We start from the raw sequence: 25,797 nt of genomic DNA on the forward strand, positions 1-25,797 counted from the left end.
ATGCCAGCCAATCCCTAAGGAGTGAAAGACATGACAGAACAGGTTCTCGCCGCGGTTCGTACCGGACCAAGCCAGATGGAAATCCGCGAATATCCGATGCCCGACGTGCCGGAAGACGGCGCGTTGCTGAAGATGGAAGTCGCCGGCATCTGTGGCACCGACGTCAAGCTCTTCAAGACGCCGCCGAACAATGCACCCACCATCATGGGCCATGAGAATATCGGCTACATCGCCAAGGCCGGCCGCGAATTCACCCGCCGCAAGGGTTTTAAGGAAGGCGACCTCGTCTTCGTCGAACATTATGTCATGTGCGGCAAGTGCAAGTGGTGCCATGCCGGCCAGTATCGCCATTGCGAGAACACCGACTGGCGCAACAACCCGGACAGCATTCGCTACGGCTATACCTCTGCCGAGCGCGCGCCGCATCTGTGGGGCGGTTTCGCACAATATGTCTACCTGCCGTGGAATGCCGTCGTGCATGGCGTGCCCAAGGGCGTTACGCCGGAGCTCGCCGGCCTCGTGACGCCGATGGCGAACGGTGTGGAATGGTCGCTCTTCGATTCCAATGTCGGCTATAACTCGACCGTGCTCATCCAGGGTCCGGGCCAGCAGGGCCTGTCGCAGACCGTGATCTGCAAGCAGGCAGGCGCGGCGCTCATCATCGTGACCGGCACGACCAAGGATACAGCGCGTCTCGAAGTCGCAAAGCAGCTCGGCGCCGACTACGTCATCGATGTGCAGAAGGAAGATCCGCTCGCCCGCATCATGGAAATCACCGGCGGCAAGGGCGTCGACATCTCGCTCGACTGCACGGCAGGTGCCGGTACGATCCCGATCACGCTCGGCGTTGAGGCACTGGTGCGCAAGGCCGGCACGATCCTCGTCCAGGGCGAAATGAAGGAGTTCCCGAACTTCCCGCTGGAAAAGGTCACAACGAAGGCGATCACCATCAAGAGCGCCCGCGGCCACAGCTACCGGGCTTGCGAGCTGGCGCTGGAGCAGATCGCTTCTAATCGCTTCCCGCTCGAAAAGATCACGACACACCGCTTCGGACTGAAGGATGCGGCGCTCGCCATCAAGTCCGTCGGCGGCCAGGGCGTTCCCGATGTGATCCACGCCTCGCTTCTGCCCTGGGAATAAGGAGAGCCTCATGACTATCGGTTTTAGGATCGTTCCGCGCACGCGTCGCGTCGATGCGGCAACGATCGAGAAATATCGCACCCTGCCGGTCGCCAATGTCAGCGACGTCATGTCCCGTATGACGGCCGGCGGCCCGGCGCTGCGGCCGCTGCATGCCGGCGGCCAGATGTCCGGCGCGGCCTTCACCGTGAAGACCCGTCCCGGCGACAACCTGATGCTCCACAAGGCTCTGCTGATGGCAGAGCCGGGTGACGTCATCGTCGTCGATGCCGGTGGCGACCTCACCAATGCACTGGTCGGCGAGATGATGCTCTCGCATGCAATGATGGTCGGTGTCACCGGCGTCGTCATCAACGGCGCGGTGCGCGACTACGGCTGGATCAAGGCCGGCAATTTTCCGGTCTTTGCAGCCGGCATCACCCATCGCGGCCCCTATAAGGACGGTCCCGGTGAGATCAATGTGCCGATCTCCTTCGGTGGCATGGTGATCGAGCCGGGCGACCTCATCATCGGCGATGATGACGGTCTGCTCTGCGTGCCCTATGACCGCACCGAGGAACTTTATGCACAGGCCAAGGCGAAGAACGAGGCCGAGGCCAAGACCGTAGCGAACACGCTTGCCGGCAAGCTCGATCCCAAGCTCTGGGTCGAGGAAAGCCTGAAGCGGCTCGGCTGCGAAGGCCTCTGAACCCTTATTCTGGAGATCACGATGGCAACAGCAATCATCGACGGTATTTCGACGCGTTATGAAGTGCTGGGCTCCGGCCCGCCGCTTCTGATGTATTCACCTGGCGGCTTCGATGCGACGCTCGAAAAATGGCGCACGCAGGGCATCTACCAGCACATCAAGTTCCTGGACCAACTGCCCGATCACTTCACCTGCATCACCTTTGACCGCCGCGAGACTGGGCTTTCCGGCGGCCGCGTCGAGCGCGTGACCTGGACCGACTATGTCAACCAGGGTATCGGCCTGCTCGACCACCTCGGCATCGAGAAGGCGCATATCATGGGCGGCTGCATGGGCTGCAGCGTCGTCATGCGCTTCGGCGTCGAGCGCCCTGAGCGCGTCCTCAGCCAGGTCCTGTTCTGGCCCGTCGGGGGCGCACGCTACCGTATGACCGGACACCAGCGCTTTGCCGAACATCTGGCCTTCGTCCAGCAAAACGGGCTGGAAGCGGTGCTTACCCTCGCCAAGGAAAGCAACAAGGCCTTCGGCGCCGATCCGCGTGGCGGGCCATGGGTATCGGTCCTTCGCCACGATGCCGATTTCGCTGAACGCTACATCAGCCAGAATGTCGATCACTACAAGGCGATCATCGCTGGCATGCCGCGCACGCTGCTTGACCGCGACACCTCGCCGGGCGCCGAGCCGGAAGATCTGGTCCGCCTCGAGATCCCCACGCTGATTGTCCCGGGCGCCGATTTCTCGCATGCCACGTCGGCTGCGCGCTATCTTCAGGAATGCATTCCCGGTTCGCAATATTGGGATGTGCCGGTCTCCGCCCAGGATTCCGTCAGTACCAACGCCAAGGTGATCGAATTCCTGCAGCAGGCGTCCGCCAAGGCTGCCTAAGGCTCGATTCAATGAAGCGGGGCATCGGGCAGGAAGCTCGCGCCCTGCTTCGTCAGAAAATCCTGAAAGGCTCTCATAACAGGCGTCAGCACCCGGTCTGCACGGCTGATGGCGAACCATTGTCGCCTGATGGGCAGGCCGGCAACGTCGAGAATGGCAAGGCGGCCGTCCTGCACTTCGCCGGCAACGCTGTGCGCAGCGAGGAATGCCAGGCCAAAGTCGGCCATGACCGCCCGCTTTATATCCTCGACCGACTCCATTTCAGTCGTTGTCGCGCCGGCGCGGACCGCTGCATCGCCGATGAACCGGTCGAAGAACAAGCGGATACCCGAACTGGCACCCCGCAGGATGAAATGCTCGCCTGCAATATCCGTCTTGGCAATGCCGCGACGGTGGGCAAGCGGATGGGTGGGAGCAGCAACGGCGACAAGAAAATGCTCGCCAAAGGTTGTCGCCCGTACCGACAAACTACGCGGCGGTCGCCCCACGAGGGCGATGTCGATGGTCCGGTTTTTCAACCGATCTATCGTCTCGGCATACCTGTCGATGATGAAATCACAATCGACATCGGGGAACGCTTCGGCAAAAGCCGCAAGCATGGGCTCTGCGAAATAGCGCACCGTCGATACCGCACCGATCGCGATGCGCCCGCGCCGTACCCCCTTGAAAGCATCGATCTCGATATCGAGAAGTCGCAGCCGCTCCCCAATGTCCCTGGCTGCCGCCAGAACGGCGCGTCCAGCTTCCGTCGGTCGCATACCATGCGCACTGCGCTCGAAGAGCTGGACACCGGCCTCAGCTTCAGCCTGCTTGAGCTGCAGGGTTACGGCCGGTGCCGTGAGGCCCAGCACTTTGGCAGCTTCGACGACCTTACCACTCGCCTCGATGGCAAGCAGCGCTTTAAGCTGTCGAAAGCTGATATTTTTCATTATGTTAGAATAGAAAATCCCGCCTCGCCTGTAAAGGCACGACGATATGGCAGAGCTCAAAAGACGAAACCTCCGGCTGTAACCGGAGGTTCTTCAGAATGATGCCCAATGTAGGAAGAAGCTTACGCCTTTCGTCGGCGGCGGGGATCGCTCAACTGCCTTGAAACATGCCGGCGTTTCAATGGACGCAACCGCTTATGCTACCAGGCGGTGCCGACCGATCAGCGACGCTTCAGCGCCTGACGGAAAGCCATTTCATCGATGCCGAGCGTGCGCAGTGCGGCTGGGGAAGCGTTGCGATGCTCCCTGCGGGCCGTCGAGCATTCCTGGGCGGCGCGTACCATGCCCATGGTGTCGGCCACACCGCCGAAGACGGTGCGAAGCCAAGAAGAAGAGGAGAACTGATGTTGGGTCAGAACAGCCATGACACGACCTTCCCGCGATTATTGTGCACTGCATATAACGCCGCAGTGCACACACCGGAAGGGCTTTTGCGGGAAGGCTGATATTCGAGGCCTGCATAGGTAAGCGTCGGCTTGGGAAAGTCGCCTCGAACGCGACCTCAGATGACGAAATTCTCCATTGTTTCCGGCACGAAGATGTCCTCCGGCCGCAGCCTGCGCTTTGACAGCCGCTGCTCGTAGGAATAGCGCAGGAATGTATCCAGCACCTCGCGATTGGGGCGGAAGCCGTAGCTCCAATAATCGTCGCCCATGATGCTTCGCGCTTCCTCAACATGGGCACTGAGCCACGGCAGCATCACTTTATGAGCGGCTGTTTCCTCCAGATCGCGATACATGCGCATCTGCGACTCCGCGAAGGCCTTATAGAGCGATTGCGCAATCCACCGGTTGGCTTCGTAAACCTCACGTCGGATAACGATGGTATGCATGATCGGGAAGATGCCGGTCTTCTGGAAATAGGCGCGCTCGACCTCGGCATAGTTCTCGAACAAGCGGCGCACCCGCCCTGTCGGCCCGGTATAGGACGACGGCTTGCGGGCGGTGTAGAGCGCGTCGATCTCACCGCTGTCGATCATCGCCGAGAGCGTTTGCGTCGGGCCTATGCGATTGACGCGAATATTCGGCGGCAGATCGAGCGGCAGCTTCTCGGGGCGGTTCGGCTCCTCTTCGCCGCCGGCGTAATAGGTCACGTCATCGACCTTCACACCGTATTCATCGGACATGATCCCGCGAATCCAGACCGGTGCCGTCATCTGATATTCTGGTGTGCCGATGCGGCGGCCGATCAGATCGCGTGGCTCGCAGATACCGGCTTCCGCGTTCACATAGATGGACGAATGACGGAAATAGCGCGACGGAAAGACCGGGATCGCCACGAAGGGAGCGGCATCCGTGAAATGGGACAGGACATAGGATGAGAGCGACATTTCCGCGACATCGAATTCGCGGTGACGCAGCATGCGGAAAAAAGTCTCCTCCACCGGCATGTTGAGATACACGAGATCGATACCGTCCGGAACGACGGTTCGATCCATGAGGGCTCGGGTCCGGTCATAATTCCAGCACCCGAAAGACAAACGAAGCGACGAACTCAGAATTCTCTCCCACGATAGAGGCTGCGGTGGGACCCGCCCTGGCTACCTCCTGCCAGATCCACGATCTCCCGATCGCGGACACGAATCGCACCCTTGCCGGCAATACCAATTCCGTATGCAGATCATGGCATGCCTCCGAGGTCTCTGACGTGAGAGGACGGAAGTCATGCAACTTTCATCGTACGAAACGGGATATTCGACGGCGCGACAGCGAATGTCCAAGATAAATCGCCGTGTCCAGCCCAAAGAAAATCCGCTTACAGATCGGCATGGTCAATCAGATGCGCATGGGGGCCGATCGCCGCTGCCAATCGGTTGACCATGTCGAAAACGAAGCTGAGGAACTGCTTTTCGTCGGCAAGGCCTTTGTGAGCGGGATATGCCAGGAAGAGTGTAAGCTTAACATTGGGTCGCTCGACGCGCCGCGCGATCAGTTCCCCACTCTTTATCTCTTCCGAAACGATGCCGTAGGGCATAAGGCTCTGAGCGACGCCATGCAGGATCAGTGCCTTGATCGCCTCCATGGACTGAACCTGGTAAGTGATCTTGACGTCGAGCGACAGCCTTGCAGCCACTTCGTGCACACGCTTCCAGATGATGTCGCGGTTCGACACCAGCGCCAGATCACCGCTCACGGCCTGGCGGAAGGAGACGTCCTCTCCAGATGATTTATCATTGGGCGAGGAGATGAAGAGCAGATCCTCCTCCATCAGCGCAATGCGCCGGAGGCCGGGATTGTCCTCGATGTCGAAGGCCAGCACATAGTCGAGTTCGCCACGCTCCAGTGCATCCGTCAGCACAAAGCTCAGTTCCTCGACGACATGCAGTGTGATGTTGGGAAGCTGTTCCCGCGCAGCCACCAGGAGATCCGTGCCGAGCAGCTTCAGGATACTCGGCGTCGCGCCCAGCCGGACACGAACCTTCTCCCCGCCGAGCGATATGAGATCCCGCTTGGTCTCTTCGATGCGTTGCAGAACCTCGATTGCCCTCTCATAGAGCAGCATGCCGGCGGGCGTGGCGCTGACACCACGCGAATGCCGGTCAAGCAGTTGAATCTGCAGAGAATCTTCGAGATTGCGGATCTGAATGCCAAGCGCCGTCTGCGCAAGGTTTAGCTGCTCCGCGGCCTTGGTAATATTGCCGACCTCGACGACCTTCACGAAATAGACAAGCTGACGAAGCTTCATGACCGCCTCCGGCCCTTTCCGGCCGTCCCTGCCCCGTGCAAATCAGTAGAACTGGTCAAAATGGACCTGCGCTGAAGGCACGCCGAGATCAAGCAGCATTTTCTGAATGGCCCGACCCATCGCCGGAGGTCCTGCGAAATAGATCTCGCATTCGGGAAGGCGCTTGCCAAAAAGCTCGGCTGCAATCTCGTGCACGAAGCCGCGATAACCGTCCCAGCCGTCATCGCCCTCAGGCGCACCTGACACGACAGGGTGATAATATATTGTGCTGCCGAAGCCCGGTAGCTCCTCCAGCATCTCGCGGCCGCAAATGTCGCGAGCGGCGCGGCCGCCATAGATAAAGTCGACCCTGCGGCCTTTCAGCTCCGGCGACATCGCCGCCGCCCGGGCGATCGACACCATGGGCGACAAGCCCGATCCGCCCGCAAGACAGACGATGTCGCGCAGCGAATCCTCGCGCAGATAGGCCATGCCATAGGGACCGTCGATCTCGATCCGGTCGCCGCTGGCAAGGCCCTCGAACAACTTGGTCGTCGCCGCACCATTCGGAACCCGACGGACCTGAAAATGCCATTCGCTCTCGTTGTCCCCGGTATTGGCCATGGAATAAGCGCGTGCGCCGTCCACACCAGGCAGCGCAAGCAGCGCGTATTGGCCGGACAGGAAGCGAACGGGCTTCTCCAGCCGGAAACGGAATTCACGGATGTCGTGGGTGATGTCGCGCATCGCGACGAGGGTCGCTGCCTGGCGCACCGGAGCGAACCGGCTTTCATATTGCGGCATCAGTCGCAGCTTCACCACACAGTCCGACATCGCCCGCGCCTGACAGCCGAGCCGCCGGCCACGTTCCCGATCGCGATCGCTGAGACCTGGCGGATCGGTGCGCAGATCCTCCACCTCGCCCTCGAGCAGATCAAAGCGGCAATTGCCGCAGGAACCGACATTGCATTCATAAGGGAAACCGAGCCCAGCGCGCAGCGCCGAACGCATGATCGTATCTCCATCCGAACAGGACCAACTGACGTCGGTCCCCTTCAACATAATTACGGTCATGCGTTCCTCCTCCTGATATTCCTGTTTATCTGTGCCCGTAGCCTAGCCGGGCCGAAATGGCTGAAGCCGCGTCAAGCAACGTCGGCGCAAATCCTTCCAGCGCTTCGATCGACAGGCGCTGCATCGGTCCGGCGATGCCGACGGCCCCGACGACGTTGCCGCTCGAATCGCGGACGGGCGCTGCAATCGCGCGCACGCCGGGTTCGCTTTCCTCATCTTCGATGGCGAAGCCGTGCTGACGCACCTCCGCCATCATCTCCCGAAGCTTCGCCTGATCGATGATCGTGCGAGGCGTCCGGCGCACCAGTGGTCCCGCCAACAACCGGTCGATCATTTCATCCGGCGAAAACGCGAAGATCGCGCGTCCGACCGCCGTGCAATAGGCCGGCTTGCGGGCACCGAGATCCGATTTGATGCCGAGTGCCTGCGGGCTTTCGAGATCGTATACGTGCATCACTTCGATATCGCTCGGAATACCGAGGATGACCGTCTCTCCGGTGTGCTTGCGCAAGTCGAAGAGATAGGGCCTCGCCTCGTTGGAAAGGTTCATCCGCCGGCGAACCAGCGTACCCAATCCGAACAGGCCGACGCCCAGCCGGTAGCGTTCGGTCTCCGGGTTCTGCTCAAGCAGGCCCTCGGCAACGAGCGTGACCGCCAGCCGATGCACCGTGCTCTTGGCGACCTTCAGCTTCTGCGCCAGCGCGCTGACGCCGATTTCGACCTCGTCCTCCGAAAATGCCTTGAGAAGACGAATGGCGGTCGTGACCGACGACAGGCGGTTACGCTTGGCAGGAGCCGCCTTTTTTGGGCGGCTCGTTTCTTTGGCAGATGCATTCATGGCGTGATTGTTCCGTGTGATCGCTGGAAATACAGGATCGTCCATATCACAGCTCCCCGCAATTCTCACGCCAGCTGAATGCCATGCTCAGACCCTCAACGCGCTCAGCATTTCAAGCACATATTCGTCACCGTTGGAGATGACGAGCATGGCTGCGAAGGGGCGCATCGCCGTCAGCGTACGAGCAAGATCGATGGTCGACACGTCGGCCGAACTTAAGACCAGCCCGGTCGTCATCTTGTTGCGCACGAAGCAGGCGTTGCCGATGACTTCCGCGGCCGCCGCCGAAGCGCCGGCCGTCGTCACCATGACGATCACGTCGGCCTCATCGAGCTCGTCGGCCAGGCTGACGCGCTTGCCCTCGGCATTCTCCAGGACGGCGTCGACCGGAAGCATCTTCAGCGAATCCGTCGCACCTTTCGCCTCGATGTAACGCAGGAAATGCGCACCGTCCCAAGAACGCTGTCGTACCACTTCCTGCAAGGCTTCGAGGCCGGCCGCGTCGAGCGCGATGATACGCGATTTACGCGGCCGGGAGTTCGGGTAGTCGATGCGGAAGCGAGCCTCTTCCGCCGTCGTTGCGCGAGCGCTCTCGCTCAGTCCAAGCAGCATGATGTCTCTCCTGGGTTGGACCGGCGGTGTCAGACCGTGGTCGGCGCCTTGCCCTCGATGACCGTCAGCGCCTCATCCGCCACGTCAATGTAGGACTTGTCGACCGGCAGCACGATGGCGGCGGAACGGACCCGCTGATGGACAGGATCGACGCCGGGCGGGGTAACGCCCTTATCCTTCAGGGCACGAACGGCCTTCATCAGGCGATGACGCGCCATGATGATGCCGTTATCCGTCGACACCAGGTTCTCCTTGGTGCGGTCGACGATCGGCCCCATGCTTTCCTGCAGCGACGCGTCCTGCATGGCGATACCCTCGACACCGGAATAGGTGGTGCCCAAGCGCTGCGCCTCGCGGTCCATCAGGTAGTCGTTGTCCTTGTTGGCGGCCGGTCGGTAGGTGCCCGGGACATAGGTGACATGGATGCCCTTGCCGTCGATCATGGCCTGGCGCTCTTCGGTCGTCAGCGCCCGCACGGGATGGTAGTCGAAGCTCCAGGCCCAGCAGTTTTCGTCATCGATCGGGATCCAGAAGTGGCCATGCACCGGATGGCCGCCGCGCGGCGGCACCATGGTGAAGGACGGCATGACCCAGGGCGTCACGCGCCAGTAGTAGTGCCCCTCTTCTGCATTACGGCGGGCGCCGATGAACAGGCCGCCTTCGCTATCGGTCACTTCGAAGAAGGGCCGGGCGTCCGACATGTTGTATTGGTTGCCGCGGGAGCCCTTGAAGAGGGGGTCGCTGTTCAAGCTGCCGCTGTGCAGCCATGAAACGTGGCTGGAGTCGATGCCGCCTTCCATGGCTTGGAGCCAGTTGCTTTCCTGCCAGCGCTTGGAGGTGAACGTCTGCTCGGCCGGAACCAGGGCGAATTCCCATTCCGGATGGGGTGGCTGCTTGTCGGCCGGACCCATGTAGGTCCACAGGATGTCGCCGATCTTGATCAGCGGATAGGACTTGAGCTTGATCTTCTGACAGTAGCCACTTTCCTTCGGTTCGGAAGGAACGTCGACGCACTGGCCGGTATGGTCGTATTTCCAGCCATGATAGGGGCAACGCAGACCACCCTGCTCGTTGCGGCCGAACCACAGCGACACGCCGCGGTGGGCGCAGAATTCGTCGATGAGGCCGTAGCGGCCTTCACTATCCCGGAAAGCGAGCAGGCGCTCGCTGAGCAGCTTGATGCGCACCGGCGCACAATCATTGTCCGGCAGTTCCTCGGCAAGCAGAGCCGGAATCCAATAGCAGCGGAACATGTCGCCCATCGGCGTGCCCGGACCGGTCTGGGTCAAAAGGTCGTTCTGTTCTTTTCTAAGCATGGCAATTTCTCCTCAAAAATTGCAGCCCGCCACGAGGCGGGAATCCTGTGGCTGAACTGAGCCCTGGTCTTGGAAGATCTCCGATTAGCGGTTGACGTCCTCGTTCGATCGGGTATTTTTAACGAGCGTTCCTTTATACAGAACGCTGTTTCGTTTTTAGAACGTACATGCTGACAACTAGCTCGTCAAGCGGCGAGGGCACCAATGGAGGAGAGACTTAAAATGTCAGACACATGTTCGAGGATCAGGCTGTGTTCCACCGATGACGTCGATTGGGACAGCGCCATCCGCGTTGAGGAAGGAGACCTCGTGCTGGCGGTCTTCAACATCAACGGCACATTCTACGTGACCGATGATCTGTGCACGCACGGGCCCGGCTCGCTGGCAGAGGGCTATCTCGAAGGCCACACCGTCGAATGCGATTTTCACAACGGGAAGTTCGACGTGCGCACCGGCGAGGTGGTTGCGCCGCCCTGCATGATCCCGATCAAGACCTACAAGGTGGTCGTCGAAGACCAGCAGGTGATGATCGAGGTCTGAGAAATCAGCTCGTTAGGCCGCATCACTTGTGAGTCATAAAAAATCGTATATTGTGGGATTTATTATAACGGGAGGTTTTCTCTATGTCGTCAGTCCAGCATTCCGTCAGCCAGGCGGAAGGTCCATCCGAAAACGCGCTTCGCCACGATGTGGCGATGGTAACGCGGCTTCTCAACAGCCAGAAAATTCTAGAGTATAGCGGGCATGTCAGTGCTCGCCTGCCGGGCGGCAAAACCTTCCTGGTGCAGCCGCAGGACAAGAGCCGCGCCGATGTTGCTCCCGACCACCTGATGGTTCTGGACCTGGATGGTAAAATTCTGTCAGGCATTCCAGGAGTGAAACCGCCGTCTGAAATATTCCTTCATTGTGAGATTTATCGTGCGCGTCCAGATGTCCATTCCGTCGCGCATTTCCACCACGATGCGACCAATGTGTTCACGCTGGTCGAGGATGTGCCGTTGCTGCCCTTCAAGAATCACGCCATCCGCTGGAAGAGTGGCATTCCGGTCCATCCGGACCCTGCACATGTCGACACGCCGGAACGCGGACGCGGTATCGCGGCCACGCTCGGCGCTCATCACGCCCTGCAGATCCGCGCTCATGGACAGATCGTGACAGCCGAGACGGTGCGCGGCGTCTTCATCGACGCCGTGCATCTGGTCGAGAACGCCGAGGCCGCCTATCGCGCTGCCGCCATCGGCAAGGTCAAGCCGCTGACCGAAGAGGAGATTGCCTCCTTCGCCCATAGTTTCCGCCGCGAGCATCACATCCGCAAGCTCTGGAAATACTATGCCGGCGGCGCCATCCGCGATGGCCTGTTTCCGGAAAATTGGAACGCGGCGGTCTGACGGCCATGTAGGTGTTGGTCCGCGATTGTGCGCGGACCAAGGACCGATCTATAGTTCCGCGTCAGATTTGCCGATGCGGAGATTCGAACTTGTTACCCGATTGCCCCAGCAGACCACAGGCGTATCCGGAATGCCCCGGCAAGGCAGAGGTGACCGTTTGAACAGCCTGGAAAAGATGATCGGCATGCTGGATATCTTCGATGCCGGGGAAGATGCCGTTGCCGTCTCATTCGACGAGCTATACGAGAGGCTCGGCTATACGCGTTCGACGCTTTATCGCTACCTGAAGACGCTGACCGATGCCGGGCTGCTCACCTCGCTGCCAAGCGTCGGCTACATGCTTGGTCCGCGCATCGTGGAACTGGACTACAAGATCAGAACCGGAGACGTGCTGATAAAGGCGGCCAAGCCGATGATGGAAGAGCTGGCGGCCAGGTTCAAAGCGGTCTCCCTGCTTTGCCGCCGCTACAAGTTCGAAGTGCTCTGCGTGCATCAGGAGATCGGCCCGGACGCCATTCACAGCAATTACGACCGCGGCCGCAGGCGTCCTTTGCTGCAGGGCGCTGCCTCCGTCGCCATCCTCGCCTATCTGCCCGACCACCAGTTGCGGAAATTCCATGGCCTTGCACAGGAGCAATTCGCACTCGCAGGCTTCGGAGCCACGCTGAAGGATGTCAAAAATACGCTTCGGCAATATCGCGAGCAGGGCTGGGTCAGCACGACGGGCGACGTGACACCGGGCGCACTCGGCATAGCGGCGGCAGTTTTCGACGCCCGGACGGAGGTTATCGGTAGCCTCAGCCTTACCATGCGCGAATCCCGAGCCAATGCTGGAGTCATCGAGCAGGCAGCCGAACAACTGGTGTTCTGCGCCAATGTCCTGTCGAAAACACTGGCGCGGGACTGAGCAGGGACACAGAATATGGAAGCGGTGGTGCCGTCCATGGAACGGCGCGGCACCCTTCCCGAAGAATAGTCTGCGGCGCGAATGCCTGCTCTTGAAATCACAACGCGATTGGGAAGCGGTATGCAGCGAGTAACGGTCACCCTCGATGACGATCTGATGGCGGAGCTGGATCGGATCATCGCCACGCGCGGCTATCAGAACCGCTCGGAAGCGATCCGCGACCTGGCCAGAGCCGGGCTGAAGCAGGCGGCGATAGAAACCGGTAGCATCGAAAATTCCATTGGCGTGCTCAGCTTCGTCTATGAGCACGAGGCACGGGAACTGGCCCGGCGGCTGACGACGGCCTTCCACCATCATCACGACCTGAACGTCTCGAGCCTGCATGTGCATCTGAACAGCCGCTATTGCCTTGAGGTCGGCATTCTCAAGGGACCGACAGGCGAGGTGCAGCACTTTGCCGAACACGTGATCTCGGAACGGGCCGTCAAATACGGCAATCTGCACCTGATGCCCGCGATTCAGGAGGATGAGGACCGACCAAAACCGCAGGTCGGCGACGGCTGAGCGCCGCCCGCGCGATGCGGCCGCCGCCTTCAATGCTCATGCAGATGATGGTGCGAATGCTGCGTCCCGTCCTCGTGCACGTGCCGGTGGACATGGGCGAGATGGGCGCGGTGTAGAAGCGCCTCGTCTGCAAGAATTTCCGCTGGCGTACCTGATGCAACGACGCGGCCCGCCTGCAGCACGAAACAGTGATCGGCGATATCCTCGATAATGGAAAGATCATGCGTTGCGGTGATGACCGTTCTGCCGCTATCGCGGCAGGAGACGAGAAAATCGACCATCTCACTGGTGCTCTTCGGATCGAGGGCAGCCGTCGGTTCATCAAGCAGCAACACTTCTGGATTGATGACCAGCACGGAGGCGAGCGCGACGCGCTTCTTCTCACCTCCAGAAAGCCGGTGGGGCGAACGATCCTTCAGATGCTCGACGCGAAATTCCCGTGCGGCTGCATCCACGGCCGCTCGAATGTCGGGCTTGCTCCAGCCGAGTTGGAGCGGCCCAAAGGCGATCTCGTCGAAGACGGTCGGGTTGAACAGTTGCACATCGGGGTTCTGAAAGACCAGACCGACACGCTGGCGAAATCGGTGGGCGAGTGCGTCGTCCTGCATCGCCTCTTCAGAGAGCTCAGCACCAAAAGCAAGAATCTGGCCGCGCTCTGCAAAATAGAGTGCATCGAGCAGCCGCAGCAGAGTGGATTTACCCGAACCGTTCGCGCCCAAAAGAGCGATCCGCTGCCCCTGCTCTATCCGCAGGCTGAGGCCATTCAGCGCGGCGACCTCGTTATAGGCATAATGGACATCGATAGCTTCAAAAGCGGCGGCCATGAGAGGCTCCCTGGCGGATTTGATCTAGGTGGATTGCAGAAAGAGGGCGGCCGCGACAACGACGGCAAAACCTGCAACAGCGAGCCAATCGCGCAGCGTCATCCGGAACTCGTCGAGCAAATGTACCTCGCCGCGATAACCTCGTGAAATCATCGCGAGATGCACCTCCGTGCTCAAGTGCAATGCCTTGCCGAGCAGGACGCCGGCGCTCGCCGTGGCGATGCGCCGCCGGTCTCTCGGCGACAGCTTGCCGACGACGCGGCTGCGCCTTGCCTCAAACATCTGCGATGCGCTTTGCAGGAAGGTGAAGACATAGCGGTGCGTCATGCCGAGAATGACGACCAGCATGACGGGAAGGCGGAAGACCCGCAACGCCTTCAGCACATGCGGCCAGGGCGTGCAAAGGATCATCAGCAATGCGAGCGTGGCCGCGGTCTCGGACCGGCCAAGCAGAAAGGCAGCGCTACGCAGCCCCTGCAAGGTCACCGGCCACTGAAGAATGGGAATCCGCAGCAGCACATCGCCCGGCACAAGGAAGATCGCCGGCAGGGCGATCGTGCCGGTAAAGGCGAGAACGCTCGCCCAGACCTGCTTTGCCAAGCGCGGAACATTCACATGGGACGGTAACGCCAGCGCCACGGAGACCAGAAACAAGGCAGCGAGAACCAGCAACGAGTGAACCGAAACCGCCGTGACGACTAGCGCCATCAGGCCGGCAATCTTCACGCGGGGATCCAGCCTTTGCAGGAAGCCGTCACGCCGGGCAAGATCGTCGGCATCGAGGGCATGATCTATCGCGTGCAGAATTCCACCGGTCAGGCGGTCGAGGAAGCCGCCGTGATGGCCGCTACAGACAAAGGATTGTTCGCTCATGCCACGGTCGCGCCTGATATCCTGCGGCCGAAGAGCCAGGAGAGGCCAGCGCAGACGAGGATGATCAGACCGGCACCGATCACGGCGGACATGATGTAACCGAAATTGGCGTCATGCATGAAGGAAGGAGCATAGTCTGGCATCGGCGCGGTCCAGATGCTTGACAGTTTTTCGAGACCCAGCGGTACACGGGTCGGGGGCGCCATATTCGCCGACGCCTGCGAAATCTGTTCGCGCATGCCGGCATCCCGGAAATCCGCCGCCCCCCATTCGCCCCATGCCGTGCCGGCGGCAAGCAGACCCAGCGGGCTTGCCACCATCAGGGCGCCGAGACCGAGCCACAGGGCGCGCGTGCCGCGCCACCCTCCCGCGGTTGCGACGCCTTCCGACACGCTCGCGCGGCCGCCTTTCCCCGCCGTCATTTGCAACAGCGCCGGATTGGAGCGCTGAAGATATGCAACGACGCCGGCGGTGATGATCGCCTCGGCAAGCCCGGCAATCGTCATGTGAGCGAGCATCATGGAAGGAATGGCGATGCTGAGCGGATAGGGCGCGTAAAGCGGCGCACCTGTGGCGTCGGTGAAAAGCAGCGGCTGCAAGCCGAATTCACAGGCGGCGAGAAAAGCGGAGGCGTTGATGGCGACATAGCCCGCAATCGCAGCCGCCACCACGCGGCGTGGCGAGCCGATCTCAGCCCTGGCCGAAATCAGCCGGTAGATTCCGTAGGAAACGAGGGTGCCAACGATTGCCATGTTGATGCAATTGGCACCGAAGGCAGTGATGCCGCCATCGCCGAAGAACAGGGCCTGGATCATCAACGCAATGGAGACGGCGAGCAACGCCGCCCACGGTCCCAGCACGATGGCGGCGATGCCCATGCCGACGGCATGGGCCGTCGTGCCGCCGGGGATGGGGAGATTGAACATCATCACCACGAAGCTGAAGGCTGACACCACTGCCAGCAGCGGCACCACACGGCTCTGCAGCAGCCGCTTGATGCGCTGCAGGCCGGTGTACCAGAAGGGCAATGCGGCCGCATAGGCGACCGCGCAGGTCGAGGGACTAAGATAGCCGTCCGGAATATGCATGAAAACCTCCCGCAAGAACGCGCACACGCACTGTCGCGGCTCCCTCCCCGGAGGCCGCTGACGACAACCGCGCCAGTGATATGAACATTTCGGATGATAGTCATACCGGCATTTCTCCGTCAACCGAGCGACCGGCCGCCGAAAAGCAACGGCAAGATTGGAAGCATGCCCGGATGCGGGCTCCCGCAACGTGCTTTCGTCGCGGCTGCGGCCTGTCGGCCGACGAGACAACAGGCCCACCGAGGTCGATATAATCGCGGAAAAACAACTGGTTAAGAATATGGCCGCACGACGGCGCTATAGATGGCTATCCTTTATGCGGCACTCCGCACCGAGAGAAGACGCAACCTTCCATTTCCAACTGCCAGCAAGGATGCTTTTCCCAAAACGCGATACCGATCATCACCGGCGCTAGGAGCAAGTGCTTCTAATCCGGCCAATTGGGCAAGATGGTTTTGACGAATGTCATGTTGCACCAAAACCGCAAATAATTGCACTATCGTCGGTAGTAGGAGGACTGCGCAGAGGAGGCGCTTGCTTTCGGCACCATCAAGGCAGCCGGTAGCAAACCGGGTTGGAGACCATAGACCGCATATTTGATCGGATATCTCAGCGATCCCATTCGCCGCCATGACGACAGCGGTTTGGGAGGCACACGTAATCCGGGTTTGAAGTTGTGTTTCCGTCGAGAGCCCGCCGGCCCTGGGCCGGATGCTTCAGCTTTTCCAAGATATGTCCTGTCTCAACTCACAAGCGATCTGCGCAACCTCGAAAACGGCCGGTTTCTGCCTCCGCGGCGGCGGCGGAAACCGGGTTTTCACAGGAATGGTGAGGAGCAGGATCCATGGCAACGCGAAATATAGTCAATGTATCTGATATCATTGACAAACAGAAGATTACCTGGACAACCGTGCTCGTCTGCATGCTCTGTTTTGCCGGCCAGCTGGCCGATGGTTACGACCTCGGCGTGGTCGGTTTGACCGCGCCAGGGATCATCAAGGACTTCCACCTCACGCACCAGCAGATGGCCCCGGCCTTCAGTGCCGCCATCATCGGCATGCTGTTCGGCTCGATCGGAGAAGGCTATCTCGGCGACAAGTACGGTCGCAAGCTCGGTATCATCGTCGCGCTGCTGACTTTCGGATTGGGCAGCCTGATGTCAGGCTTCATCAGCGGTATCGACAGCCTGATCGTCGCCCGCTTCATTACCGGCGTCGGCCTCGGCGGCATGCTCCCCAACGTCACGGCCATGATGGTCGAATATGCGCCAGTCAAGCGGCGCGCAACGTTGACGACCCTGAGCTTCATGGGGCTGAGCTTCGGCGGCATGCTTCCGGGCTGGGTGAGTTACTGTCTCAACGGAGAATCCTGGCGCAGCCTCTATCTGGTAGGCACCCTGATTCCGGTGATGCTCGTGCCTCTCTTCATCTTTCTCATGCCGGAATCGCTGAAATACATGGCGATTACCGGCAGGAGCAAAGACAAGCTGGCAAGGATTCTCCGCAAGGTTTCCCGAGACCAGACGATCAGCACGGACGATACCTTTATAATCAATGAAAGCGGCAAGGCAGGCGGTTTGCCGCAGCTCTTCGAGGGACGGATGAGGCTGGCAACCCCGTTCCTCTGGATCATTTTCATGTCGATCATGTTCGTCAATTTCTATGTGAACAGCTGGCTCAATCTCGGCCTGCGCTCGATAGGCTTCGATGCCGCCGCCGCTGCCGCCACCAACTCCTTTTACTATATCGGCGGCGCCTGCGGCGGACTGGCGATCGGCATCGCGCTCGACACTTTGGGGCCGGTCGCGCTGGTGATCACCTCATTGATCGGTGCGGTCACTGCCGTTGTCATGAGCGCCATCGGTGCAGACCATACCGTCATTCGGCTGCTGGTCTTCCTCTACGGTTTTTCGATCCTGGGCTCACAGCTGGGCTACAGCACACTGGCTGGCCTGCTCTATCCGACCGCGCACCGCTCGAAAGGCGCCGGCTTCGCCCAGGGCATCGGCCGCATCGGGGGCTTTATCGGCCCCTTGGTGGTCGGCTCGCTGCTGGCGGCCCAGCTCGAGTTCCACACCATCTTCTCGCTCGCAGCCATACCGCTCCTGCTATGCGCCATCGCCACGCTCTGTTGCATCCGGGCATGGTGCGGCCGCATGACGGGCTATCGCCTCGGCCAGATCCGCCAGATGGACGGCAAGGCGCCACGTCATGCCTGATCGCTTTCCCGGAAGAGGGCGTTACCGGACCTTACGGCTTCTCGGGAATTTCACCCGGCCGATAGTCGGGAAGCCGACCGGCTGGCAGCAACGCCAATAGCGCAAGGCCCGCCATGATCAGGAAGCCGATCTTCAGCGCCCGCAGCCTGGACTCCGTGTTGATACGAAGCGCCTCAGCCTTCTGCTCAGGCGTGGCACTTGTGTTGCCGATCACAGCTGCAAGCTGATCGTTGCTCACGAAGGTGATGCTGTCCAAATTTACCTCGGATTGTATTTCGATCGGCAATGTGGGGTTTTCCACCAACTGTCGCATGACCGCCGAACTGAGGAGCCCGACGAGCAGCGCCCCCGCGACAGCGGTCCCGACTGCCGCCGCAAGATTGTTGGTCGTGCCTCGAAGCGATCCGACATCGCCGGCCAGATTCTTTGGCGATGACGTGACAAGGACATTAAACAACAGGGTGACAAGCGAGCCCTGTCCGATACCGAACAGGATCAATCCGAAGAGCACCGGAACCGAACTCCAGTCGTTGCGCACGACGAAGGCCAGCCACAGGAGCGCCACAACGCATAGGGCAAAGCCCATGCGACCGATTTGCCTCGGCGTCAGCCTTTCGTAGAAACGGACAATCAGCATGGCTGCGAAAAATACAGTCAAATTGAAAGGCAGCATTGCAATCGCCGTAGCCAAGGGCGAGCGCCCCTGCACGATTTGGATATAAAGGGGTACGGAAAAATTGAGCGCCGCCTCCAATGCCACGACGGTGAACATGGCATAGACGGCAGCGCGCTCCTGAGGCGAATCCAGAACCTCGAGCGGCAATAGTGGCGTGCGGCCAGCCGCCTCGCGTCGGCGCGTCCACAGGAAGAATGCCTGACCGAGAACGGCGCCGAGAACAATCATGATGGGAGCCGGCGACAGTCCAAGCAAGTTGAATGGTGCTGCCGGCCGCGCCAAGGCAAGGCCCCAGCCATTGAGATTGTTGAACCCGAAGCTGATGAGAACGATGGCACCGGCTGCCAGCAGGACACCGACGAAATCGATCCGCACATCCGGTCGTCCGGCATCCGATTTCAGCCGGAAGCTTAGAAACAAGACAAGCGCCGAGACCGCAATCAGTATGCCGAATACCGGCCGCCAGCCGATGTAAGTACCAAGCACTCCACCGATCAGGAATGCCAGAACGCCTGCCCCAGCCCGCGCCGATCCCAAGGCTCCGAGCGCGGTTGCCTGTTGGCTGCCGTGGTAGTTTTCCGCAATCAATGCAACAAGCGCCGGAACGATGACGGCGCCCGCCGCTCCGCAGATCGCCTGGGAGGTGATCATCGCGGACGCGGTCGGGCTGAACGTCATGAGAACCTGGGCCAGACCGAAGACGACGACCGCAATGCGAAACACCTGCAACGCGCCGAAGCGCTGCACGAGTTTTGCGCCGAGCATGACAAAGCCGGCAACGATCATGGAATAGGCGACGATGCCCGTTGCAACGACCGTGGGTGCAACCCCGAAACTGTGAACCATGCCGCCCAAAGCCACAGGCAGGGACGCCACGTTGAACGACATGATCGCCTGGCCAAATGCAATCGCGACCATCGGGATCCACGATGCACGTTCTTCCATGTGAGTTGGATGCGACGTTACGGTTGCAGACATTGACCGGCTCCCTGAAGAAATCGCGATAGATACAGCGCAGTTCCGGCAGCTGGCTTTCTAACCGTCCGGCGAGGACATCAGCAGGTCGAGCCCCATTCGCTGCGACAGGAACTGCGCGACAAGCTGCCCTTTGATGCTGTTGCCTGCCTCGTCGAGCTGCGGCGCGAACGTGCCGAGGCCGCCCTTTCCCGGCGACACGGTCACGATTCCGCCGCCGATGCCGCTCTTCCCCGGAAGCCCGATTTCATAGAGCCAATCACCCGACGTCTCATAAAGGCCAGCGGTCAGCATCACCGCCAATGCATAGTGACAGACATCCGGGTTGACGACCTGCTCGCGTGTAACGGGGTTGAAACCGCCATGGGCAAGGGTCGCTCCCATCACGGCGAGATCCTTTGCGCTGACATTCAGGGAGCACTGGCGGGTATAGAGTTCGACGGCTTCGCCGGGCTCGCAGTAAATGCGGCCCAAGCTTTGCAGCATCCATGAGATACTGCGGTTTCGGGAGTTCGTCTTCGACGCGGACTCATAGACTTCCTCGTTGACTGCGAGCTCCCGGCCCGCGAAACGAGACAATCCCTGATGGATGAAACGCCACTTCTCTTCCGGGTTCGCTCCTGGGACGAGGCTTGTGGTGGCGATGGCGCCGGCATTGACCATTGGATTCGTGCGCCCCTCGCTATTCCGCTCAACGCCAGCGAGAGAATTGAATGCGTAACCGGTCGCATTCACCCCCAGGCGCTCACGGGCGCCCGTCGCGCCGATGATGTCGCAGACCAGGGCAAAAATGAACGGCTTCGAGACACTCATGATCGTGAATTCGTGCTCGGCGTCGCCCACCGCGAAGATGCGGCCGTCAATGCCCGCAACGCAAATCCCGAACAGTTTGCTCGAAACGTTTGCGAGGGCCGGATAGACTTGGGAATTTCGTCCGAGTGTGACGTCGGCGAAGCGGTCATGGGCCTCTGTTACGAGCTTCGCAACGGTATCCGAGGAAGGAAGATGCCCCGTCGAAACATACGAGGTCTGCGGGTCGACAAGCGGATTTAAAAGCTCCATCACTACTTCCCTGCCAATAATTGGAGAGCTGTATTCGCGACTAAGGAGATTTTCTTGCTGTGTGGTACAAGAATAAACCCCTAGGAGACTCTTTACAAGGGGCACTCGGATTAGGTGTTGCGCCTCCGCCCGCATGATTAATGACATACTTCAGATCGAACCTCTCCTTAGCGGAGGCCGAAAACCGACGCCGATGTTTGGGTCGTCGATTGCTCATCATTTGGAAACTGAAAGTGCAGGAAGGCGTGAGGCCTACCTCTGGACGAAACCTCTGCTCGTCCTATCTCCGGGTTAACTCACACCAGGAGGGAATCATGTCTGAACTTATCGTGCTCGGCTTCGATAAAGCCGACGAGGCGGATGTCATACTCAACCGATTAGTGGCCCTCGAGAAAGAGTATCTGATAGATCTCGAGGATGCGGTCGTTGCTGTCCGCGACGGCGACGGAAAGGTTCGTCTGAAGCAGAGCGTGAATCTCACGACAACGGGAGCTGCCAGCGGCGGCTTGTCGGGCGCGATTTGGGGATCTCTCGTGGGCTTGCTGTTTCTAAACCCTCTCGCCGGCATGGTGCTTGGCGGAGCGTTCGGCGCAGGTTCCGGAGCGCTTGCGGGCTCGATGACAGACTATGGCATTGATGACAACCTCATCAAGAAGCTCGCCGACACAATCCCCGCCAATAGCTCGGCCCTCTTCCTTCTCGTGCGCAAAGCCCAGCCGGAAAAGGTCCTTGCAGAATTCAAGGACATGAGGGCGCGCATCTTGCGGACCTCGCTGTCCCCAGACCAGGAAATGAAACTTCAGGCGGCGCTTTCCCCCAAGGCTTCCCCTGAATCAGGCGCCGCTGTCGCATCATAGCCGCCAAAATCAGCGGAGGCGATGCGATGCCGATCGCCTCGCCTCAAGCGACAAGTCCACGACGGCTCCGAGATGGGTTGGAGGACTGGGGCGAGCATGAGTGTGAATACGATAGGTAAACGGAAATCGGGTTGGGCAGAGATTGCGGTTGCGGTCTTCGGCCGATTCTCCTGGCTTGGCTTGCTTTTGGGCGCTGTTCTTTTTGCGTCGGCGCTCACGCCGACGCTGGTGCCACGTGACCGGCTGCCGCAGGGCGCATTGGCCGGGCTTTGCTTTTTCATCGGCTATGCACTGGGCGTCTTCTTCACCTGGCTTTGGACCTACCTGGAACTGCCGCAACGAAGTGTTACGCCGATCCGCTACGTGGCGGCGGCGCTCAGTATCGGCTTCGTCGTCAATTCGCTTTGGCGCTCGGCCGCCTGGCAGAATTCCGTGCGGGCAGCCATGGGAATGCCGCCGGTCGACAGCATCAATCCCTTCGTGGTCTGCGGAGTAGCCATCCTCACCTTTGCCGTGCTGCTGACGCTCGGGCGTCTGGCAAAATGGCTGGCCTTAATGCTCGACAGGCGGATGCAACGATACATCCCGCCGCGAGTTGCGATGATCCTGGCAATCACGGTAACGGCTCTGCTATTTTGGTCGCTGGCAAACGATGTCCTGGCCCGGGCAGTGTTCCGGGTGCTCGATGCGTCCTATCGGCAATATGATGCGCTGCTTGAACCCGAACGGCCCCAGCCTCTCGAAAGTGGCAAGACCGGAAGCTCCGCCTCGCTCGTGGCATGGAATGAACTCGGCCGAGCCGGACGAGAATTCGTGGCATCCGGTCCGGATGCGGCCGACATCAGCGCTTTCACCGGGCGACCAGCCCTTGAACCGATCCGCGTCTATGTGGGGCTGCAATCGGGCCAGACACCGGAGGACCGGGCGCGGCTGGCCCTGGATGAGCTGAAACGCCAGGGCGCCTTTTCCCGTTCGATCCTGATCGTGATAACCCCGACCGGCACGGGCTGGATCGATCCTGCAGCGATGGATCCCGTCGAGTATCTGCATGATGGCAATATCGCGAGCGTCGCCGTCCAGTATTCCTATCTCAGCAGCCCGCTTTCATTGCTTGCCCAGTCCGCATACGGCGCGGAGACGGCAAGAGCATTGTTCTCTGAGATCTACGGCTACTGGACGACGCTGCCGAAGGACAAGCGGCCGAGATTGTATCTTCACGGGCTGAGCCTGGGGGCAATGAACTCGCAGCTATCGGCCCGGCTTTTCGAAATGATCGATGACCCGATACAGGGTGCGCTCTGGAGCGGCCCGCCTTTTGTCAGCGCCACCTGGCGAACCGTCACCAAAGAGCGAAACGCGGGATCGCTCGTGCGGCTCCCGCAGTTTCGCGACGGCAGGCTGATCCGTTTCATGGACCAAAGCGGTTTTCCTCAACAAGAGACGACAAGCCCTTGGGGGCCAGTCCGGATCGTCTATCTCCAATATGCCAGCGATCCGATCGTCTTCTTCAATTTCGACGATTTCTACAAAGAGCCCGACTGGATGCGGGAGCCGCTGGGGCATGACGTGTCACCGCGACTTGGATGGTATCCGATCGTCACCGGCTTCCAGCTGATACTCGATATGCTTGTCGCCAACAAAACGCCGATAGGATTTGGTCACGTCTATGCGCCCTGGCACTATATCGATGCCTGGGTCGCCGTGACGGATGTGAGGGGATGGTCCGAGGATCAACTAGCCGCCCTCAAGAAACATTTCGAAACCGCGGAAGAAAAGGGTGCGACGTCGACAAAGGATACTCCAGAACCGGGCTATGAAGGGCGAGGAGGCTGAAGAGGTGTCCCAAATGCTTCCAAACCGGTCGCGACGATCTTTTTTCCGTGCTCGTCGGCGGTCCTATGCTCATTTGCTGGAGTGAGTGATGGCGGTCCATCTCAATGAAGACGAGGCGGAATATGTCGTGCTGGTGCATGGCCTCGCTCGCAGCAGCGGATCCTTTTGGCTTATCGAGAAAGTGCTGGCGCGACGGGGATTTCTGGTCGTCAACCGGGCATATCCTTCAACGCGCGCACCAATCCACGACCTGGCCGGCTACATAGGAGCGTCGATCGAATTGTGCGGCACGCGGCGGGTCAATTTCGTTACCCATTCGATGGGAGGGATTCTGGTTCGCTATTGGCTGGCGCACGCGCAGCGACCAGATCTGGGCCGCGTCGTCATGCTCGCGCCACCCAACCACGGTTCGGAGATCGTGGACGTCTTCGGCGAGATGCCACCATTCCTTTGGATCAACGGCCCTGCTGGTCTTGAACTTGGAACCGATCCGGCGGCCGTGCCGCAGCGTCTGCCGAACCCCGACTATTCGGTGGGAATCATCGCCGGCGACATATCCGTCAATCCGGTATTCAATTCGATCATCGAAGGGCCGAATGACGGAAAGGTCTCCGTTGCGTCGACACGACTGGACGGCGCGGATGATCATCTGGTCGTCCATGCCACGCATACCTTCATGATGTTCAACCCGATCGTGGTTGTCGAAACCGTCAACTTCCTTGAACAGGGCGCATTCCATCACGGCCTGACATTACAGGAGGCAAGCGCGAGCGTCCTTGCAATGCTGCAATAGAAAATCGATGGGGCCGCGAGCCCACGCTCGCTGCCTCAAGGGAAGGAAGAATACGTTAGCGAAAGCATGGAACCGTCAGTATTCTGGCGCCAGATCAACGGAGGAGTGATCGATGCGTATTATACGGATAATAGTGGCCGCTTTCTTTGCAAGTGCGGTCGCATTGGCAGGAGCCCTTCCCGCAGAAGCGGCCACGGCGCGCGTGACCGGCACAACGCAAGTTCGATCAGGCCCCGGCACCTCGTATCGCTCCGTCGGTCAGGTGCGAAGGGGGGACAGGGTGTTCGTCAACCGCTGTTCGTCATCGCGCAGATGGTGCCGCATTGAGCCGCGGCATTCGCGCAGCGGCTGGGTCAATTCCCGGTTCCTCGATCGCGTTTCCGGAAGCCGCAGCCGTAGAGGCGGCGTGTGCTTCTACGGCTCCAGCGGGTATATTTGCCTCGGTCGATAACTATCGTTACCAAGTTTAAGTTTCAGGTCGAAGGCGTATCAAAAGCCTCTTCGGTGTCGCGGCCGATAAGGTCGGACACCCATTGGCTGGAGGGATGCTGACGGCAGAACGTGACCAGCGCAATCGAGATCGGGACACCGATGAATGCGCCGAAAATTCCCCAAAGATAACCCCAGCCGAAAACGGAAAGAAGAACGACGACAGGCGAAAGGGAAAGTGCATTGCCCGAAACGCGTGGCTCTATATAGCTGCCCAGCGTGAACTGTATCACGTTGAGCCCGATGAAGATCGCAAGCGCCGACTGCCAGTCGTCGAACTGGACGAGTGCAAATGCTGTCGGAAACATCGTCGCCACGAGTGGACCGATAAAGGGGATGTAATTCAGGGCAAAGGCGATAGCACCCCACTCCTTGGCGAGCGGCAGTCCGAAAGCGCTGGTGAGCAACCAGACGAACAATCCCGTCGCGATGCTCATGATCGTCCTGATAATCATATAGCGGCGAAGCTTCCTCGCCGTTTGCCGGCTACCATCCAGGAGCAGCTTCCTTGCTGCCGGACTGCGCATTCGCTTGATCCTGCGCTCGAAATCTTCCACTTCCATCACGCCGAGAAGAAGATAGGTCAAAGCAACGAGCCAGAAGCTGAATGTGCTGTTGATGCGGCTCGTCAGGGTCTGAACCACGCGTAGCATGGAAGCGGTGCCGATATTGTCGGACCAGAGCACGTCGACATCGATGCCGTGCCCTTCGAGCCATTGACGAATTTCCTCGTATTGCTGCTGGAAGCGTGCGGTATCGGTGATCATCCATCGGCCGACCCTGCCGAACGACCAGGTGACGATCCAGCCAAACGCAAGAAAGGCCAGGACCATGACGGCCAAACTGACCAGAAGCGCCAGGTATTTCGGGAGAAACGTCTGTATGCCATGCTGAATGGGCCATAGAAGCGCAATGGCCAACAGGGCGAACGCCAAAGGCGCGAGAACCGTTGCGGCTGCCGGGAGTATAGCGACCAACAAAAGAACTGCTATTACGACTTGGGCCGGAGGAACTGCTCGATATTTCCCTGCCCGCATCATTGTC

The 25,797-nt window shown here is 60.0% G+C and carries 25 protein-coding genes; 11 read left to right on the forward strand and 14 right to left on the reverse strand.

Going from position 1 to position 25,797, the window contains the following annotated elements:
* Positions 1-30 precede the first annotated feature (30 nt).
* The 3 genes from EV561_RS14800 to EV561_RS14810 are packed head-to-tail and all read left to right on the forward strand — an operon-like array spanning position 31 to position 2,713.
* Complete coding sequence (locus EV561_RS14800) at positions 31-1,140, forward strand: alcohol dehydrogenase catalytic domain-containing protein (RefSeq protein WP_132522716.1); 1,110 nt, start codon at positions 31-33, stop codon at positions 1,138-1,140.
* Positions 1,141-1,150: 10 nt separating this feature from the next.
* Entirely contained in the window at positions 1,151-1,828 is a 678-nt protein-coding gene (locus tag EV561_RS14805; RefSeq protein ID WP_132522718.1) for an RraA family protein, read from the forward strand.
* A gap of 21 nt (positions 1,829-1,849) precedes the next feature.
* Positions 1,850-2,713 carry an alpha/beta hydrolase gene (locus EV561_RS14810; RefSeq protein WP_132522720.1) on the forward strand — a complete coding sequence of 288 codons (864 nt, stop codon included), beginning with the start codon at positions 1,850-1,852 and terminating at the stop codon, positions 2,711-2,713.
* Between the two features lie 8 nt (positions 2,714-2,721).
* Here EV561_RS14810 and EV561_RS14815 read toward each other — a convergent pair whose 3' ends face one another.
* The 8 genes from EV561_RS14815 to EV561_RS14850 form a co-directional block, all read right to left on the reverse strand.
* The gene (locus tag EV561_RS14815; protein ID WP_132522722.1) at positions 2,722-3,642 is read right to left on the reverse strand and encodes a LysR family transcriptional regulator; all 921 of its coding nucleotides are present in this window, start codon (positions 3,640-3,642) and stop codon (positions 2,722-2,724) included.
* Between the two features lie 221 nt (positions 3,643-3,863).
* Positions 3,864-4,067 (reverse strand): hypothetical protein, encoded by a 204-nt coding sequence (locus tag EV561_RS14820; RefSeq protein ID WP_132522724.1) that lies wholly within the window; start codon positions 4,065-4,067, stop codon positions 3,864-3,866.
* 137 nt (positions 4,068-4,204) lie between these two features.
* Entirely contained in the window at positions 4,205-5,140 is a 936-nt protein-coding gene (locus EV561_RS14825; RefSeq protein ID WP_132522726.1) for an ABC transporter substrate-binding protein, read from the reverse strand.
* A 317-nt stretch (positions 5,141-5,457) separates the two neighbouring features.
* Entirely contained in the window at positions 5,458-6,387 is a 930-nt protein-coding gene (locus tag EV561_RS14830; protein WP_132522728.1) for a LysR family transcriptional regulator, read from the reverse strand.
* Positions 6,388-6,429: 42 nt separating this feature from the next.
* Complete coding sequence (locus tag EV561_RS14835) at positions 6,430-7,440, reverse strand: 2Fe-2S iron-sulfur cluster-binding protein (RefSeq protein WP_132522730.1); 1,011 nt, start codon at positions 7,438-7,440, stop codon at positions 6,430-6,432.
* Positions 7,441-7,465: 25 nt separating this feature from the next.
* Complete coding sequence (locus EV561_RS14840) at positions 7,466-8,323, reverse strand: IclR family transcriptional regulator (RefSeq protein WP_245512671.1); 858 nt, start codon at positions 8,321-8,323, stop codon at positions 7,466-7,468.
* 42 nt (positions 8,324-8,365) lie between these two features.
* Entirely contained in the window at positions 8,366-8,890 is a 525-nt protein-coding gene (locus EV561_RS14845) for a hypothetical protein (protein ID WP_132522732.1), read from the reverse strand.
* A 29-nt stretch (positions 8,891-8,919) separates the two neighbouring features.
* On the reverse strand, positions 8,920-10,206 hold the full coding sequence (locus EV561_RS14850; RefSeq protein ID WP_132522734.1) for an aromatic ring-hydroxylating dioxygenase subunit alpha: 1,287 nt from the start codon (positions 10,204-10,206) through the stop codon (positions 8,920-8,922).
* A 222-nt stretch (positions 10,207-10,428) separates the two neighbouring features.
* On the opposite strand from EV561_RS14850, the gene EV561_RS14855 reads away from it, so the two are divergent.
* The 4 genes from EV561_RS14855 (at position 10,429) to nikR (ending at position 13,065) form a co-directional block, all read left to right on the forward strand.
* Positions 10,429-10,746, forward strand: coding sequence for a non-heme iron oxygenase ferredoxin subunit (locus EV561_RS14855; protein WP_132522736.1), 318 nt, complete (start codon positions 10,429-10,431; stop codon positions 10,744-10,746).
* An 83-nt stretch (positions 10,747-10,829) separates the two neighbouring features.
* On the forward strand, positions 10,830-11,594 hold the full coding sequence (locus tag EV561_RS14860) for a class II aldolase/adducin family protein (RefSeq protein WP_132522738.1): 765 nt from the start codon (positions 10,830-10,832) through the stop codon (positions 11,592-11,594).
* Positions 11,595-11,751: 157 nt separating this feature from the next.
* A complete protein-coding gene (locus EV561_RS14865) occupies positions 11,752-12,501 on the forward strand; it encodes an IclR family transcriptional regulator (RefSeq protein ID WP_165927810.1) in 750 nt (249 codons plus the stop codon).
* Between the two features lie 120 nt (positions 12,502-12,621).
* Positions 12,622-13,065: a nickel-responsive transcriptional regulator NikR gene (gene nikR, locus EV561_RS14870; protein WP_132522742.1), complete on the forward strand. Its 444-nt coding sequence runs from the start codon at positions 12,622-12,624 to the stop codon at positions 13,063-13,065.
* Positions 13,066-13,094: 29 nt separating this feature from the next.
* Here nikR and EV561_RS14875 read toward each other — a convergent pair whose 3' ends face one another.
* Genes EV561_RS14875 through cbiM form a run of 3 tightly spaced genes read right to left on the reverse strand, consistent with a single transcriptional unit; the run spans position 13,095 to position 15,850 of the window.
* Positions 13,095-13,889, reverse strand: coding sequence for an energy-coupling factor ABC transporter ATP-binding protein (locus EV561_RS14875; protein WP_132522744.1), 795 nt, complete (start codon positions 13,887-13,889; stop codon positions 13,095-13,097).
* A gap of 24 nt (positions 13,890-13,913) precedes the next feature.
* Positions 13,914-14,762, reverse strand: a complete 849-nt coding sequence (cbiQ, locus tag EV561_RS14880; protein ID WP_132522746.1) for a cobalt ECF transporter T component CbiQ — start codon at positions 14,760-14,762, stop codon at positions 13,914-13,916.
* Positions 14,759-15,850 carry a cobalt transporter CbiM gene (gene cbiM, locus EV561_RS14885; RefSeq protein WP_132522748.1) on the reverse strand — a complete coding sequence of 364 codons (1,092 nt, stop codon included), beginning with the start codon at positions 15,848-15,850 and terminating at the stop codon, positions 14,759-14,761. The genes cbiQ and cbiM overlap by 4 nt, the downstream gene beginning before the upstream one ends.
* 844 nt (positions 15,851-16,694) lie before the next feature.
* On the opposite strand from cbiM, the gene EV561_RS14890 reads away from it, so the two are divergent.
* A complete protein-coding gene (locus tag EV561_RS14890) occupies positions 16,695-18,068 on the forward strand; it encodes an MFS transporter (RefSeq protein WP_132522750.1) in 1,374 nt (457 codons plus the stop codon).
* 31 nt (positions 18,069-18,099) lie between these two features.
* Here EV561_RS14890 and EV561_RS14895 read toward each other — a convergent pair whose 3' ends face one another.
* Together EV561_RS14895 and glsA are read right to left on the reverse strand one after the other, a co-directional pair.
* Positions 18,100-19,722 (reverse strand): MFS transporter, encoded by a 1,623-nt coding sequence (locus EV561_RS14895; RefSeq protein ID WP_245512672.1) that lies wholly within the window; start codon positions 19,720-19,722, stop codon positions 18,100-18,102.
* A 57-nt stretch (positions 19,723-19,779) separates the two neighbouring features.
* A complete protein-coding gene (gene glsA / locus EV561_RS14900) occupies positions 19,780-20,781 on the reverse strand; it encodes a glutaminase A (RefSeq protein ID WP_132522752.1) in 1,002 nt (333 codons plus the stop codon).
* A gap of 314 nt (positions 20,782-21,095) precedes the next feature.
* On the opposite strand from glsA, the gene EV561_RS14905 reads away from it, so the two are divergent.
* The 3 genes from EV561_RS14905 (at position 21,096) to EV561_RS14915 (ending at position 24,264) form a co-directional block, all read left to right on the forward strand.
* Positions 21,096-21,638, forward strand: coding sequence for a DUF1269 domain-containing protein (locus tag EV561_RS14905; RefSeq protein ID WP_132522754.1), 543 nt, complete (start codon positions 21,096-21,098; stop codon positions 21,636-21,638).
* 96 nt (positions 21,639-21,734) lie between these two features.
* Positions 21,735-23,471 carry an alpha/beta-hydrolase family protein gene (locus EV561_RS14910; RefSeq protein WP_132522756.1) on the forward strand — a complete coding sequence of 579 codons (1,737 nt, stop codon included), beginning with the start codon at positions 21,735-21,737 and terminating at the stop codon, positions 23,469-23,471.
* A gap of 88 nt (positions 23,472-23,559) precedes the next feature.
* Positions 23,560-24,264, forward strand: coding sequence for an alpha/beta fold hydrolase (locus EV561_RS14915; RefSeq protein ID WP_132522758.1), 705 nt, complete (start codon positions 23,560-23,562; stop codon positions 24,262-24,264).
* A 473-nt stretch (positions 24,265-24,737) separates the two neighbouring features.
* Here EV561_RS14915 and EV561_RS14925 read toward each other — a convergent pair whose 3' ends face one another.
* Entirely contained in the window at positions 24,738-25,790 is a 1,053-nt protein-coding gene (locus tag EV561_RS14925; protein WP_132522762.1) for an AI-2E family transporter, read from the reverse strand.
* Positions 25,791-25,797 lie beyond the last annotated feature (7 nt).

The organism is Rhizobium sp. BK376, assembly GCF_004341625.1.
Lineage (GTDB): Bacteria > Pseudomonadota > Alphaproteobacteria > Rhizobiales > Rhizobiaceae > Rhizobium.